Source organism: Nocardia sp. NPDC049149, assembly GCF_043197455.1.
Taxonomy (GTDB): Bacteria; Actinomycetota; Actinomycetes; order Mycobacteriales; family Mycobacteriaceae; genus Nocardia.
Map to the genome: position 1 here is coordinate 674319 of NZ_JBICTD010000004.1, position 14739 is coordinate 689057.

Here is a 14739-nt window from a genome sequence, read left to right on the forward strand (position 1 = left end):
CGAGTCGGTGCGGCGATCAGCGCAGGGTGCGGATCCAGCGGCGGGTTTCGGCGGGGTCGATGACGTCGTCGAGTTCCAGGACGGTGGCCGCGGTGAGGGCTTTGCCGTTGGCGTAGGCGAGGGCGACGAGGTTGTCGAATGCCTGCTGGCGTTCGGCGGGGTCGGTGAGTGCGGCCAATTCCTTGGCGAAGCCGAGACGGACCGCGCCCTCGAGGCCCATGCCGCCGATCTCGCCGGTGGGCCAGGCGATGACGAAGCGCGGCGCACGAAACGAGCCCGCGGCCATCGCTTGAGCGCCCAGACCGTAGCCCTTGCGCACGATGACGGTGCCCCAGGGGACGGACAAGGCGGCGGCGTCGATGAACAGGCGGCTGAACTTGGTGACCGTGGCGTCCTTCTCGGCATCGGGGCCGACCATGAAACCTGGTGTGTCGCACAAGGACACGATCGGCAGACCGTAGGACTCGCACAGGCGCAGGAAACTGCTGAGCTTGTCGGCGGCGGGGGCATCGATCGCACCGCCGAGGTGGTGGCAGTTGTTGGCGATGAGGCCATACGGGTGGCCCTCGACGCGGATCAGAGCGGTGACGATGCCGACCGCCCAGTCGCGGCGCAACTCCAGAACCGAGTCCACGTCGGCGACGGCGTCGATGGCGGCGCGAATATCGAAGGCGTGCAGGCGATTTTCCGGGACGACGTGGCGAGCCAAGCGTGGATCCGGCGCGGTCCACGTGTCCACGGGGCCCTGGCAGTACGCAAGGTAACGCTGAGCGATGCGGACGGCGTCGGCTTCGTCGTCGGCGACGATGTGCACGACACCGTTGCGGCGTTGCACCTCGATCGGGCCGATGTCCTCGGGCGCGTAGACGCCCAGCCCGCCGCCCTCGATCATCGCCGGACCGCCCATGCCGATATTCGCGTCGGGAGTGGCGATCACGACATCGCACATGCCGAGCAGCGCGGCGTTGCCCGCGAAGCAGCGCCCAGACACGATGCCGACCAACGGAACCCGCCCCGAGAGCGCGCCCATCGCGCGGAAGGTGGTGACATCGAGACCGGAAATGCCGCCGTAGTCGGTGTCGCCGGGGCGGCCGCCACCGCCCTCGGTGTAGAAGACCACCGGAAGTTGTTGGGCGCGAGCGAGTTCGAGCATGCGGTCGGTCTTGGCGTGATTGCGCATGCCCTGGGTGCCTGCCAGCACCGTGTAGTCGTAGGACATGACGACCACCCTGGCGCGGTCGGGGCCGAAGCGGTCGGCGTTGATGGTGGCGACGCCGCCGATCAGGCCGTCGGCGGGCGTGTTCGCGATCAAGTCCTCGGGGCTGCGCCGCAACCGCTGCGCGGCGACCGCCAGCGCACCGTATTCGACGAAGCTGTCGGCATCGACGAGGTCGGCGAGGTTCTCGCGGGCGGTGCGTCTGCCGAGCCGATGCCGTTTGGCCACCGCCGCGGGCCGCGCCGCATCGAGACCGATGCGGTGGCGCTCGTGCACCTCGGCGAGGTCAGCGCGGATCGCGTCCAGATCCACCGCAGCGCTGTCGGCGACACCGCCGTCGTGGTCGGCCGCGATCCAGACCAGCAGGGGCGCATGGGGATCCACGATTGCTCCCGCGGCCGCCACATGCCTGCGCACCTGCAGCGGGTGCTCGGCGCGCAGCACATGCTGCATCTTCATCGCTTCCAGCACCGCGACCTCGGCGCCCGCCGCAACAACGGTGCCAGGTTCGACCAGGCTCACCACCGTCGCGCCCATGGGTGAGCGCAAGATCTGCTCATCATCGTGCAGCGCAACCGATTCCGTGGCGACCGCCGCCACCTGCGTCTCGGCATGCGGGGCCGGCGCGTACTCGCCTGCACGGGTGGCGAGTTCATCGATGTGCTGCTCGAACCACGTGGTCGACACCACAGATCCCTCGGACAGCGAGTCCAGCACCGCGCGCAGCAGCGCCGCATTCGTATCGACACCCACCACCACGGTTTCGGCCAACGCATCCGAACACCGCCGCAGCGCAGCCGAATACGACGAACCACGCGCAATCACCTTCGCCAACAGCGAATCGAACTGCGCCCCTTGCCGCATCCCGGCATAAGCCGCGGTATCCACCCGCACACCCACCCCGGTCGGCGCACCGAACTGAACAACAGTCCCCGTACTGGGCAGCACATCCCCACCCGCAGTGAGGATCTCGGCATTCACCCGCGCCTGCACCGCATACCCACGCGAGCCGCCCGCGATACCCACTTCAGCGTCTGAACGGCGATCCACCTCCGCCGGCAGACCCAGCTCGGCGAGGCTGTATCCCCGCGCCAGATCCAATTGGATCGCGACGAGGTCGACCCCGGTCACCTCTTCGGTGACCGTGTGCTCCACCTGCAGCCGTGGATTCACCTCGAGGAACCACGCCTCGTCCCCACGCACCAGGAACTCGACGGTAATCACTCCTCGGCACCTCACCGATTCCGCCAGCCGCACCGCAGCACCGTGCAGCCGTTCCCGCAGCGCTGCACTGAGATTCGGTGCAGGTGCGATTTCGACGAGTTTCTGATGCCGCCGTTGCACGCTGCAATCACGGTCGCCGAGGGCAACCGCACGCACGCCGTCCGCGACCACTTGCACCTCGATGTGGCGAGCATCAGAGACCAACGCTTCGGCATACACCGCGTCATCACCGAAGCCCGCCAATGCCTCGGCCCGGCATCGCTCATACGCCGCATCGACCGCCCCCGGTTCCCGCACCACGCGCATCCCACGCCCGCCACCCCCGGCGGCGGCTTTCACCATCACCCCTTCCGGATGCGCGGCAAGCAGTTCGGCGATCTCGCCAACGCCCACCCCCGCCGCAGTGGCCGCAAGCACCCCGACACCGGCCCGCTGCGCCGCCGCACGCGCGGCGACCTTGTCGCCGAACGTGCGCAACACCTCCGGCGCGGGCCCCACGAACACCAGTTCCGCCGCAGTACAGGCGGTAGCGAGATCGGCACTCTCACTGAGGAACCCGTATCCCGGATGCACCAGCGCCCCTGTTCCGGCCTTGCGTGCGGCAGCGACCACCTCGCTCACCTCAAGATACGCCGCGGCCCCGCTGCCGCGCAGTTCCACCGCATCGTCGGCCAGCCGGACATGCAGTGCGTCGCGTTCCTCGGCCGTGTAGACCGCCAGCGTCTCCCACCCACGCTCCCGCGCGGTCCGCACTACTCGGACAGCGACCTCACCTCGATTGACCACCACGACGCGCATGCCACCAGTCTTGCGCATCCTTCCGTCTGGTCGCGCCGCGGAACTTCTGGCGGTCGTGTCTACCGCCAATCGTGGTGTCGTGCGGGCGAGGTCTGCTCCACGAGTGGAACATGACGGAGGCGTCCGCGTCGTGTCGGCTCCACCAGGTCCCACTCGCGGGCGAGTGGCGCACGAAGCGGGACATGACGGAACCCGCCATCATCTGCTGGGCGAGTCGACGACGCCGAGTCGACGACGAGTCGCCGAGCTGGCGGTCAGGCGGTGCGGGAGGCCTCGAGGGGTGGGTCGACAGGTGCGACCGAGGCGGCATGGGTGAAGGTGAGGATGCCGTCGTCGATGGGACCCTTGCGCAGCATCTTGCGGTCGCGGAAGTAGTTGTTGACGACCTGCCACGGACCGCGGGTGCCCTGCCTGGGCATGATCGCATCGCCGCGCTGGATATAACCTGAGGTCAAGGCACTGCCCATCACCGATTCGGTGGAGCGGTCGCTCTCTTCGGCGATGGCTTCCATCCGGGTGTAGCCCTTGGCACGCATGTGGTTGAGCACCCGGCAGAAGTATTCGGCCGCCAGATCCGCCTTCAAGGTCCAGGAGGCGTTGGTGTAGCCGAGCACCATCACCGCGTTCGGCACACCGTTGAGCATGGCGCCCTTGTAGACGACCCGATCGCGCGTGATCACCGGCTCGCCGTCCACCTCGAGCGTTGCACCACCGAGCATCTGCATCCGCAGACCGGTCGCACTGATCACGATGTCGGCGGGCAATTCCTCGCCGGACGCCAGCCGGATACCGGTCTCGGTGAAGGTCTCGATGCGGTCGGTGACGATGGAGGCCTTGCCGTTGCGCAGCACCCGGAACAGGTCACCGTTGGGCACCACGCACAGCCGCTGGTCCCACGGGTTGTAGGTCGGCGTGAAATGCCGCATGTCGATCTTGCCGCCCAGCTGCATCCGCACCCCGGCCAGGAAGAGCTTGCGCGCGGCAGCGGGATTGGTGCGCGAGAGCTGAAAACTGGCGCGCTGCAACGCGATATTGCGGTTGCGCCCGATCTGATAGGCCAGCTTCGCAGGCACCCTGGCCAGCTTCATGCCGACCGCGACCGGATCGTCGGCGGGCAGCGCGGTGATGTAGGTCGGCGAGCGCTGCAACATGGTGACGTGCTCGGCGTCGCCGCTCATCGCCGGGATCAGGGTGATCGCGGTGGCGCCGCTGCCGATTACCACCACGCGCTTGCCGCGGTAGTCCAGATCCTCGGGCCAGTGCTGCGGGTGCACGATCAGCCCGCCGAAGTCGGCCTCGCCGGGGAACTCGGGCCGGTAACCGTTGTCGTAGTCGTAGTAGCCGGTGCAGCCGACCAGGAAGTTGCTGGTGAACGTCTCCACGGCGCCGGTCTGCTCGTCGAGCGCGGTGACGGTCCAGGTGTTGCTCGCGCTGGACCAGCTGGCGGTGGTCACCTTGCGGCCGAAGTGAATGTGCTGGGTGACGCCGTATTCGTCGGCGGTGTCGCTGATGTACTGGCGGATGTTCGGGCCGTCGGCGAGCACCTTGGTGCCGTTCCAGGGCCGGAAGCCGAATCCGAAGGTGTACATGTCCGAGTCGGAGCGAATGCCGGGGTACCGGAACAGGTCCCAGGTGCCGCCGATCGCGCTGCGCCGTTCCAGGATCGCGTAGCTGCGCCCGGTGTTCTCCTTGGTCAGGTGGCAGGCCATCCCGATTCCGGACAGGCCGGCGCCGATGATCAGTACGTCGACATGCCGCGTCATTGAGGTACTCGTTTCGTCTGGTCACGTTCCGGTCGCCTTCGACCGCTAGCTGCGACCGAGGATACGTGTTACACGATGTCACGTCTAGTCTGGCCCGTAACGCCCCCGGCACGGCTCGGCACCAATTAAAACCGCGGTGGTTGCAACCGGTGACTCCGACACACTCTGCGCTGAGCATTGATGACTGCGGCGCGGCATGTGCCGCGCCGTCGGCCTGTTCCCTACCCGAGGTGTCGTGTGTCATCAATTGTCGTGGAGCCGACACCGATTCGGGCTCGGTCGGCTGCGCGCCTGCGCCCGGGCAAGACCTGGTTCCGGGTCGTCAGCCCGCTGATCATCGTCATCGCCTGGCAACTCGCCAGCGCCACCGGGGCGCTACCCGAACGCCTCCTCGCCGCACCGACCACGATCGCGCGGACCACCTGGGACCTGCTGCAGGAAGGCACGTTGCAGGAAGCGATCACGGTGTCACTCGGCCGGGCCGCGACCGGATTCGCGATCGGCGCCGTGCTCGGCATCGGGCTCGCGATCCTGGCCGGGCTGAGCACGCTCGGCGAATACCTCGTCGACCCGCCCATGCAGATGCTGCGCACCGTGCCGTTCTACGGCCTGATCCCGCTGCTGATCCTGTGGTTCGGCATCGGCGAACTGCCGAAGGTGGTGCTCGTCGCGTTCGGCGTCGCCATTCCGTTGTACCTCAACACCTTCGCCGGAATTCGCGGCGTCGACGGCAAACTCGCCGAGCTCGCCGCCGTGCAACGACTGAGCAGGGCGGCGCTGATCGGGCACATCGTGCTGCCCGGCGCACTGCCGCAGACCCTCGTCGGACTCCGGCAATCGCTAGGCATCGCCTGGCTGGCGCTGATCGTCGCCGAACAGGTCAATGCCGATGCCGGACTCGGCTTTCTGATCAACGATGCCCGCGAATTCCTGCGCACCGACGTCATCGTGGTCGGGCTGCTCGTCTACTGCGTGCTCGGCCTGCTCACCGACGCACTCGTCCGACTGATCGAAGGGAAGGCGCTGGCATGGCGACGCGGATTTCTGGGGCAGTGATCACCGAGACGGCGGCCGATGTCGACGCGGCGGGTCCGAAGGCGGACACCTCGGGTGCACCGACCCGTAACGCCGACACCACCACAACGCCTGAGCCCGTCGAAACCGACTCCACCGCGGCACCTGAACCTGCCGGAACCGACTCCGCCACGACGTCCGACCTCGTCGGAACCGACTCCACCACAACGGTTTCTGACGTAGACGCGGCACCCGTTGCCCGTGTCCGCAAGCTGGTCCGCGACTTCGACGGTCGCCGCGTCCTCGACAACCTCGATCTCGACATTGCCCCAGGCGAATTCGTCGCCCTGCTCGGTCGCAGCGGCTCAGGCAAGTCCACGCTGCTGCGTGCCCTCGCCGGCCTCGATCGCGGCGTCGAAGGCGAGCTCACCACCGAGGGCACGATCGCCGTCGCCTTCCAGGAACCGCGCCTCGTCCCGTGGAAACGCGTGCTGGCCAACGTCTTTCTCGGGCTGAAGCACACCGACCCCAAGGCCGCGGCCCGCGCCGCACTGGACGAGGTCGGGCTGGCCGAACGCGCCGCGGCCTGGCCGCTCACCCTGTCCGGCGGCGAAGCCCAACGCGTCAGCCTGGCCCGCGCCCTGGTCAGGGAACCGGATCTGCTGCTGCTCGACGAGCCGTTCAGCGCCTTGGACGCGCTCACCCGGATCACCATCCACCGCCTGGTCATCGACCTGTGGCAGCGCCGCCGCCCCGGCGTCCTGCTGGTCACCCACGACGTCGACGAGGCACTGCGCCTCGCCGATCGAGTGCTGGTGCTCGGCGCGGGCCGCATCGCCCACGAATCCCGCATCGACCTGCCGCGCCCGCGCCGCGGCGACCATCCCCACCTGATTTCCCTGCGCGAAACCCTGCTCGCCGAGCTCGGCGTGGCACCGGAAGGAACCCAATGAACGCCAGAAGGCTGCTGCTCGCAACGACTCTCGCTCTGGTCGTGGCGGTCGGCACAGCCTGTGGGTCCGACACGTCCAAGGACGCGGCGGTCCGCCCCGACGGCACGGTCGACCTGTCCCAGGTGACGTTGCACCTCGGCGACCAGAAGGGCACCGGGCTGCAAGCGCTGCTCACCGCCGCAGGCGAACTGGACAAGACGCCCTACAAGATCGAGTGGTCGCAGTACACGGCGGGCCCGCCCATGTTGGAGGCGATCAACTCCGGCGCGGTCGATTTCGGTGGCGTCGGCAACGCCCCTCCGGTGTTCGCCGCGGCCGCCAAGTCGGCGATCAAGATCGTCAGCGCCTACCAGTCCGGCAAGGACGGCCAGGCCGTCGTCGTCCCCAAGGATTCACCGCTGCGCACCCCGGAAGACCTGCGCGGCAAGAAGATCGCCGTCACCAAGGGCAGCTCGGCGCACCACCACCTGCTGACCGTGCTGACCAAGGCGGGGATCAAGTGGGACCAGATCGAACCGCAGTTCCTGCAGCCCGCGGACGCACTCGCGGCGCTGACCACCGGCCGGGTTGATGCATGGGACATCTGGGATCCCTACACCGCCCAGGCCCAACAACAGGCGAACGCCCGAATCCTGGTGGACGGCAACGGATACATCCCCGGTGACGTCTTCTACGTCGCCGGCGACAAAGCACTGAACAACAAAGGGACCACCGCCGCACTGCGTGATCTGCTCGCCCGCATCGGACGCGCACACACCTGGGTCAACGACCATCCCGAACAGTGGGCGCAAACCTACGCCGAACTCACCGGCCTGCCCTACGACGTGATCCTCACCGTCGTCAAACGCGGCCGCTACCTCGACCATCAACTCAACCCCGCCACCATCGCCGCCGAACAAGGCGTCGCCGACGCGTTCTCCGACGCGGGGCTGATCCCGCGCAAGGTCGACATCGCCGACTACACCGACACCCGCTTCAACGACCTGTTCCCCGCATCCTGAGGAGTTGGCCCATGACTTTGTCGTTCCACTGGTTCCTACCCACCTACGGCGACTCCCGCGGCCTGGTCGCAGGCGGGCACGGCACCTTCATGTCCGGCGACCGCCCGGCCTCGCTGCGCTACCTGAATCAGATCGGCGCCGCCGCCGAGGACAACGGCTTCGAAGCCGTGCTCACCCCGACCGGCGCCTGGTGCGAGGACGCCTGGCTGACCACCGCGATGATGGTCGAGACCACCGAGACGCTGAAGTTCCTCGTTGCGTTGCGTCCCGGCCTGACCAGCCCGACGCTGGCTGCGCAGATGGCGGGCACCTTCCAACGGCATTCGCGCGGCAGACTGTTGCTCAACGTGGTGACCGGCGGCGAACCGCACGAACAGCAGGCCTACGGCGACTTCCTGGACAAGACGCAGCGCTACGCGCGCACCGGCGAATTCCTGCACGTGGTGCGGGAGCTGTGGCGCTCGCACGAGCCGATCACCTTCGAGGGCGAGCACATTCACGTCCGCGACGCATTACTCAGCAACCGGCCCGACCCGATCCCTCCGGTGTTCTTCGGCGGCTCCTCGGCCCCGGCCGGTCCGGTCGCGGCCCGCTACGCCGACACCTACCTCACCTGGGGTGAACCGCTGCTGGCCGTCAGCAGGAAACTCGAATGGATCCGCCGCCTCGCCGTCGATGAGGGCCGGGTCCTCGACTACGGCCTGCGCATCCACGTGATCAGCCGCGACACCTCCGAAGAGGCGTGGGCCGAGGCGGATCGACTGCTGCAAGGCATCGATCCCGCCGACGTCGAACGCGTGCAGGCCAGCCTGGCCCGCAGCGAATCCGAAGGCCAGCGGCGGATGTCGGAACTGCACGGCGGCAGCACCGACCGGCTCGAGATCGCGCCGAACCTGTGGGCCGGTGTCGGGCTGGTGCGCGGTGGGGCGGGCACCGCGCTGGTCGGCTCGCACGCCGAGGTCGCCGAGCGGCTGCTCGAATACGCCAAGCTCGGCATCACTCAGTTCATCCTGTCCGGATACCCGCACCTGGAAGAGGCGTACTGGTTCGGCGAGGGTGTGCTGCCGATCCTCGAGCGCAAGGGTGTGTGGAAGCACCCGTCGCGCAAGCCGGTTCAGCCGGCCGCGACACCGTTCGCGGCATCGTCGAGCAGCTGACCGAGTCGAGCCGGTGGGTCGTCGGTGCGGTGCTCGACGCCGCAGCCACGGCGGTCGGTGCCGTGCGGCGCCGGCAGGGGCTCGCACCCACAGCAGTCGATGCGGCGCGGTGCCGGACGCGCCGCATCCTCTGTAGACGGTTCGAGCTCGGCCGTCGCCACACCATCCGGACTGCTCGGGCGTCGCCATACCATCCGGACTGGTGGAGCCCAGCGACGTTCCCAGCCAGTCGTGACCATGTGGTCGCGGGCGCGAGCTTTCTCGGCAATCGACGCGCTACGCGGCGGCCTCGTGCACTCGATGCAGCGACGCAGCCTGCGCAAACACCCCAATTAGTGATCTCGATAGACCACCTACGAGAATGGACATCCGGCCCGGCCTTCCGCTGGGCCGCTGGACTGTTTTCGTAAGGGAGTCATGACCACCGCACGAGCCGAGCGATGGCGCCGCCGCCTACCCGACACCGTCACAGCCGAGGGGACGCCGAAACTCTCGCGCAGGCTCGGCCGCCTCGATCTCACCGCGATGGGTGTGGGCACCATCGTCGGGGCGGGCATCTTCGTCATCACCGGTGTGGCCGCCGCGGAGAAGGCAGGCCCCTCGATCGTGCTGTCGTTCCTGCTCGCCGGAACCGTGTGCGTGCTGGTCGCGCTGTGCTACAGCGAACTCGCCGCAATGGTGCCGGTCTCCGGCAGCGCCTACACCTACACCTACGCGACCCTCGGTGAAGGACCCGCGTTCCTCGTCGGCTGGAACCTGCTGCTGGAGTTCGTGATCGCGGGGGCCGCGGTCGCCATCGGCTGGTCGGGGACGACAGTGGCGGCGCTGGACTCACTGTTCGGGATCACCGTCCCGAAAGCGCTGGCCGCCGGACCCGGCGAGGGCGGGATCGTGAACCTGCCCGCGGTGCTGATCATCGGCGTGATCGTCGTGGTGCTCGTCGGCGAGGTGTCGCTGACCGCGCGCATCACCAAAGCACTGGTCGGTGTGACGATCGGCGTGCTTGTGCTCGTCGTCGCCGTCGGCGCCCCGCACATCGACGTCACCAACTGGACCCCGTTCGCGCCCTTCGGCCTCAGCGGCATCGTCGGCGGCGCGGCCATCGCGTTCTTCGCGTTCCTCGGCTTCGATGTCGTCGCGGCATCCGCCGAAGAGGCACGCAACCCGCGCCGGGACGTGCCGTTCGCGATCATCGGCACCGTCCTCATCGCGACCCTGCTCTACGCGCTGGTCAGCGCTGTGCTCACCGGGATCGCGCCGTTCGCCTCGCTCGACAACAGCGCACCCATCGCGACCGCGTTCGGCGGGCTGAAGATCGGCTGGATCGGCAACGTCATCGTGATCGCCTCGATCATCGCCCTCACCAAGGGGCTGCTGCTGATCGTGTACGCGCAGGTGCGACTGATGTTCGCGATGTGCAGAGACCGCCTGCTGCCCTTCGGCCTCGCCCAGACCGGCAAACGCGCGACGCCGGTGCGGCTGACGCTGGTGCTCGGGCTGTTCGGTGCCGTGATCGCCGGGCTGCTGCCCATCGACATCGTGGTCGAGCTGGTGAACATCGGCGCGCTGTCGGCCTTCGCGGTCGTCTGCGTCGGCGTGCTCGTCCTGCGCAAAGCCGAGCCCGAACGCGAGCGCCCGTTCCGCACCCCGTTCGTGCCGGTGGTACCGGTGCTCGCGCTGATCGGTTGCGTGCTGCTCGCGACAACACTCGACGGGCTCACCTGGGTGCGCTTCGCGGTCTGGGTCGTCGTCGGGCTGGCCGTCTACCTCGGATACAGCCGCAAACGCTCCACCCTGGCGACGGTAGCCGTACGCAACTAGCACAAACCGCCCACCGGCGGTCGGGAAATCTCACATATGCCCCGGAATCCATTGCGCCCCAAGCAGGTTTTCGGCAGGCTCACAGAAGCCGACGCCTGCCGGTGCGGCCAGAGGAAGGGACGATGCACGATGTCGGACGACGAGAAGAAGATCCGGGTCCTGATCGAACGGTGGGCCGCCGCCGTCCACGCCGGTGACCTGGACGCCGTCCTGGCCGATCATTCCGACGACATCGTCATGTTCGACGTGCCGCGCCCCGACGAAGGACTGCGCGGCATCGACGCCTACCGCGCCGCCTGGCCCGCCTTCTTCGAGTGGCAGGCCCAAGGCGCGACCTTCGAGATCGTCTCCCTCGACGTCACCGCCGGCGCCGACGTCGCCTTCGCCCACGCGCTGCTCCTCTGCGGCACCGCCGAGGATTTCGCCGAGAACCCGGCCCGGCGCCTGCGCCTGACCCTCGGCCTGCGCAAACAAAACGGCCGCTGGACCGTCACCCACGAACACCACTCCTTCCCCGACGCCACCTTGCCTGCGGTCTGAGCACGAGAAGGCGCCGCAGGAAACGCTTGATACGCGGGCTTGCCGTCCTGCCGCGAGTGCGTCGTCCTGGTCGGGGCCTAAAGTCCTGATCCATAAGTAGGCCCACGAGTCTCTCGTGAATCAGGCAGTGGTGTCCGGCCCAAGTGTGTCGAGGCGGACATCGAAGGCGAAGGGCAGGCCGTCCACGCTCGTCGTCCATCGTGTGCTCACGGTAGCGATGTCACCGTTGACGTCGTCGATCGTGCAATCGATGACGGTCGGGCCCTATCGACGGATATCCGGGGCAACACGGGCGCGACGGCGTTAGCGAGAGCACGCGACGCAACATTGCATCGATGGCCATTCCTGTTGACTGCGGGTACATTGCGGCGTTTCGCCGGGACACCGATCGGCGGATCGTCCGCACCCAGGATGCGCATGCTGACCGTCACTCACCCCACACCGCACGGGGGCGGAGCCGGGGGATCAACCGCAGCGCCTCGTCCACACTCTGGACGTGGGGCGCGACCGTAACGCGCCGTCAGCCCGCGCCCAGGCGGGGCGGAGGATCAACGCAGCGCGCCTGGACCTTCGTCAGCGCCGCACCGGAATTCGCACGTCTCCTCGGAATCCGCACTCTCTCTGCGGATCCGCACCACCTTCGGGCGCCCGGAACGGGTGCGGGTTTCCAGAGAGAGTGCGGATCGGCCCGGCTTGTTGCGGGCGATGCATACATGCGCGGTGTGCATGCTGATCGCACGCGAATTAAGTTGGTGGGGTGGGTAATTCGGCATCCAATGCACGCGGGGTTCCACGTGAATCCGGCGGAGCCGGTGCACCGGAAAGGGTTTCCGGGGGACGAGTGTGAAACGTGATTTGGTCGACAGTCGGGGCATGCTTCGGTAGAACCGAGTAGGAGACGACTCCCGCGGCTGAACCTACGGAGGGATCACATGGGCGGCATCAGGCATCGTCGATGCGCGGTCGACGGCATCGACATCTTCTATCGCGAGGCGGGGCCGGCGGACGGGCCCGTTGTGCTGCTGCCGCACGGTTATCCGTCGTCGTCGTTCGAGTTCCGCAACCTCATGCCCGCGCTCGCCGATCGCTGGCGCACGATCGCGCCCGACCTGCCCGGCTTCGGCTACAGCGAAGCACCCGCCGACTTCTCCTACACCTTCGACGGCTACTCGGCGTTTCTGCGTCGCTTCACCGAGGTCCTCGACCTGCAGGAGTACGTAATCTACTTGCACGACTACGGATCTCAGTTCGGGTTGCGGCTGGCGATGGACGCACCGAAGCGGGTGCGCGGGCTCATCGTGCAGAACGGTGACATCTACGAGGATCAGCACGGACCGAAATACGCACCGCTGAAACGTTTCTGGAACAACCCGACCGACGAGGGGCGGGCCGCGCTCACTGCCGCGGTCACCGAGGAGGGATTCCGGGGCGAGTTCATCGGTGAGCTACCCGAGCACCTCGCCGACCGAGTCAGTCCCGATCTGTGGGTCCTGTCCTGGTCGGTGACGCGCACCCCCGAACGTCGCGCGAACCTCGTGAATCTGCTTGCCGATCAACGTCATACGGTGCCATGGTTCGCCAGGCAGCAGGCGTATCTCCGCGAGCACCGCCCACCGACCCTCATCGTCTGGGGCCGCCACGACGGCTACATGCCCGAGGGTGCTGCGCACGCCTACCACCGCGACCATCCCGACGCCGAGCTACACATTCTCGACGGCGGGCACTGGTTGCTCGAAACCCATCTCGACGAGGTGGTCGAGCTGACCCGAGACTTCCTTCAGCGGTTCGGCTGACCTGACCACCGGGCACGGCGAAGGTATCTCCGGCCATCGCATCGCGGAGGCCGGTGCGACGCTCAGCCGTCTTTGCGCAGCGACTCTTGATAGTTGGTTTCGATCCGCTCCCGCAGGCCCTTCTCGGTGTGCCGGATCGCCGGCCCGATGAACGCCTGGATCACCCGATCGAGCGCCTTGCCCGCGAGCCCACCTGGCACCCGATAGTCAGCGGTGGCAGTCACTTTCGTCGTCTCGGCGCCGACCGGAGCGAAGTCCCATCGGATCGTGCCCTCGATCCCCTTGATCGCCCGCATCGTGACGCGCTCACCGTCGACCCATTCGACGGTGTCCGCGCGCAACTTCAACGTTGTCGGCCCCAGATGCAGCGCGGTATCGAACACCGAACCGATGCCCGAGGTCTGCTCCCCCACCGGCGTGAAATGCCGCACGCCGAACATCCAATCCGGCACATTCCGATAGTCCTCGACATACCCGAACACGAAGCCCACCGGCGCTTTACACGTTGCACTGTGCTCGACATGCCCCATAGCGGCCCCTCTAATCCTCGCGTTCGTTGCCTCGACCCTAGGACACCCGCCCCCTCCGCGCCCTCCGAACGCCGGTACCGTCCGGCCACCGCCGAGGGGGTAATGGTGCAGGCATCGGCCGAGAGCGCACCTGCACCATTACCCCCTCGACTGCGCACCGGCCTTGCGAGGCCACCCCGAACGCGGCTGAATCGATCATGGGACGACTCGGCCGCTAGGGTCGGGTGGTGACTTGGACTGTGGGTTTCGACCTAGATATGACGCTGATCGACTCGCGACCGGGCGTCAGCCGGGCCATCGACCAGCTCGCGGCCGAGTTCGACCTGCCGATCCGCGGCAGCGACTTCGCCGAGCGGCTCGGCCCGCCATTGGCCACCATCCTGGTCGAACTGGGTGCACCGGAAGAACTGGTGCCTGCGCTGGTCACCCGCTACCGCGAGCTGTATCCGACGATCGTGTCGAGCGTTCCCGCGATGCCCGGCGCCGATGCCTCGCTCGCCGCCGTCGACGCCCGCGGCGGGCGCGTCCTGGTCGTCACCGGCAAACACGGCCCGCTCGCCCAACTGCACATCGACGAACTCGGTTGGCGGATAGACCATCTCGCGGGCGACCTGTGGTCGGCGAGCAAAGCCTCGGTGCTGCGTGACGAACGCGCGAACGTCTACGTCGGCGACCATGTCGGCGACATGCGCGGCGCACGAGCGGCAGGCGTGCTCGCGGTCGGCGTCCCCACCGGCCCCTGCGACGCCGACGAACTCCGTGCGGCAGGCGCGGACGTCATCCTGCGCGACCTCACCGAGTTCCCGGACTGGCTGGCCGCCGAACTCGACCCCACCGACACCGTCGCCAACGCGGGCTGAATCACTAACCTGCACACGAGGTAGCGCGGCGACGAGGTCGCGAGCGCGCGTTGAGAGGAGAACCAAGCA

The 14739-nt window shown here is 67.8% G+C and carries 11 protein-coding genes; 8 read left to right on the top strand and 3 right to left on the bottom strand.

From position 1 onward, the window contains the following. Window positions 1-16: 16 nt before the first annotated feature. Window positions 17-3238 (bottom strand): carboxyl transferase domain-containing protein, encoded by a 3222-nt coding sequence (locus tag ACGFNJ_RS18780; RefSeq protein ID WP_393449200.1) that lies wholly within the window; start codon window positions 3236-3238, stop codon window positions 17-19. A 254-nt stretch (window positions 3239-3492) separates the two neighbouring features. Continuing rightward, window positions 3493-5001, bottom strand: a complete 1509-nt coding sequence (locus ACGFNJ_RS18785; RefSeq protein ID WP_393449203.1) for a flavin-containing monooxygenase — start codon at window positions 4999-5001, stop codon at window positions 3493-3495. A 237-nt stretch (window positions 5002-5238) separates the two neighbouring features. Between ACGFNJ_RS18785 and ACGFNJ_RS18790 the strand changes: the two genes are divergently transcribed. The 7 genes from ACGFNJ_RS18790 to ACGFNJ_RS18820 all read left to right on the top strand — a co-directional run bounded on the left by ACGFNJ_RS18790 (window position 5239) and on the right by ACGFNJ_RS18820 (window position 13280). Further along, a complete protein-coding gene (locus ACGFNJ_RS18790; protein WP_393449206.1) occupies window positions 5239-6057 on the top strand; it encodes an ABC transporter permease in 819 nt (272 codons plus the stop codon). A gap of 230 nt (window positions 6058-6287) precedes the next feature. Then, the gene (locus ACGFNJ_RS18795; RefSeq protein ID WP_393450042.1) at window positions 6288-6968 is read left to right on the top strand and encodes an ABC transporter ATP-binding protein; all 681 of its coding nucleotides are present in this window, start codon (window positions 6288-6290) and stop codon (window positions 6966-6968) included. Further along, window positions 6965-7969 (top strand): ABC transporter substrate-binding protein, encoded by a 1005-nt coding sequence (locus tag ACGFNJ_RS18800; RefSeq protein WP_393449209.1) that lies wholly within the window; start codon window positions 6965-6967, stop codon window positions 7967-7969. Before ACGFNJ_RS18795 ends, ACGFNJ_RS18800 begins: the two co-directional genes overlap by 4 nt. Window positions 7970-7980: 11 nt before the next feature. Then, window positions 7981-9126: an LLM class flavin-dependent oxidoreductase gene (locus ACGFNJ_RS18805; protein WP_393449212.1), complete on the top strand. Its 1146-nt coding sequence runs from the start codon at window positions 7981-7983 to the stop codon at window positions 9124-9126. Window positions 9127-9543: 417 nt separating this feature from the next. Beyond that, window positions 9544-10947 carry an APC family permease gene (locus ACGFNJ_RS18810; protein ID WP_393449215.1) on the top strand — a complete coding sequence of 468 codons (1404 nt, stop codon included), beginning with the start codon at window positions 9544-9546 and terminating at the stop codon, window positions 10945-10947. Window positions 10948-11076: 129 nt separating this feature from the next. Beyond that, window positions 11077-11487 (top strand): YybH family protein, encoded by a 411-nt coding sequence (locus ACGFNJ_RS18815; RefSeq protein WP_393449218.1) that lies wholly within the window; start codon window positions 11077-11079, stop codon window positions 11485-11487. Between the two features lie 932 nt (window positions 11488-12419). Beyond that, on the top strand, window positions 12420-13280 hold the full coding sequence (locus ACGFNJ_RS18820) for an alpha/beta fold hydrolase (RefSeq protein WP_393449221.1): 861 nt from the start codon (window positions 12420-12422) through the stop codon (window positions 13278-13280). Between the two features lie 62 nt (window positions 13281-13342). Here the strand turns inward: ACGFNJ_RS18820 and ACGFNJ_RS18825 are convergent, their stop codons facing one another. After that, window positions 13343-13810, bottom strand: coding sequence for an SRPBCC family protein (locus ACGFNJ_RS18825; protein WP_393449224.1), 468 nt, complete (start codon window positions 13808-13810; stop codon window positions 13343-13345). Between the two features lie 227 nt (window positions 13811-14037). Between ACGFNJ_RS18825 and ACGFNJ_RS18830 the strand changes: the two genes are divergently transcribed. Further along, window positions 14038-14670 carry an HAD family hydrolase gene (locus tag ACGFNJ_RS18830; protein WP_393449227.1) on the top strand — a complete coding sequence of 211 codons (633 nt, stop codon included), beginning with the start codon at window positions 14038-14040 and terminating at the stop codon, window positions 14668-14670. Window positions 14671-14739: the final 69 nt, after the last annotated feature.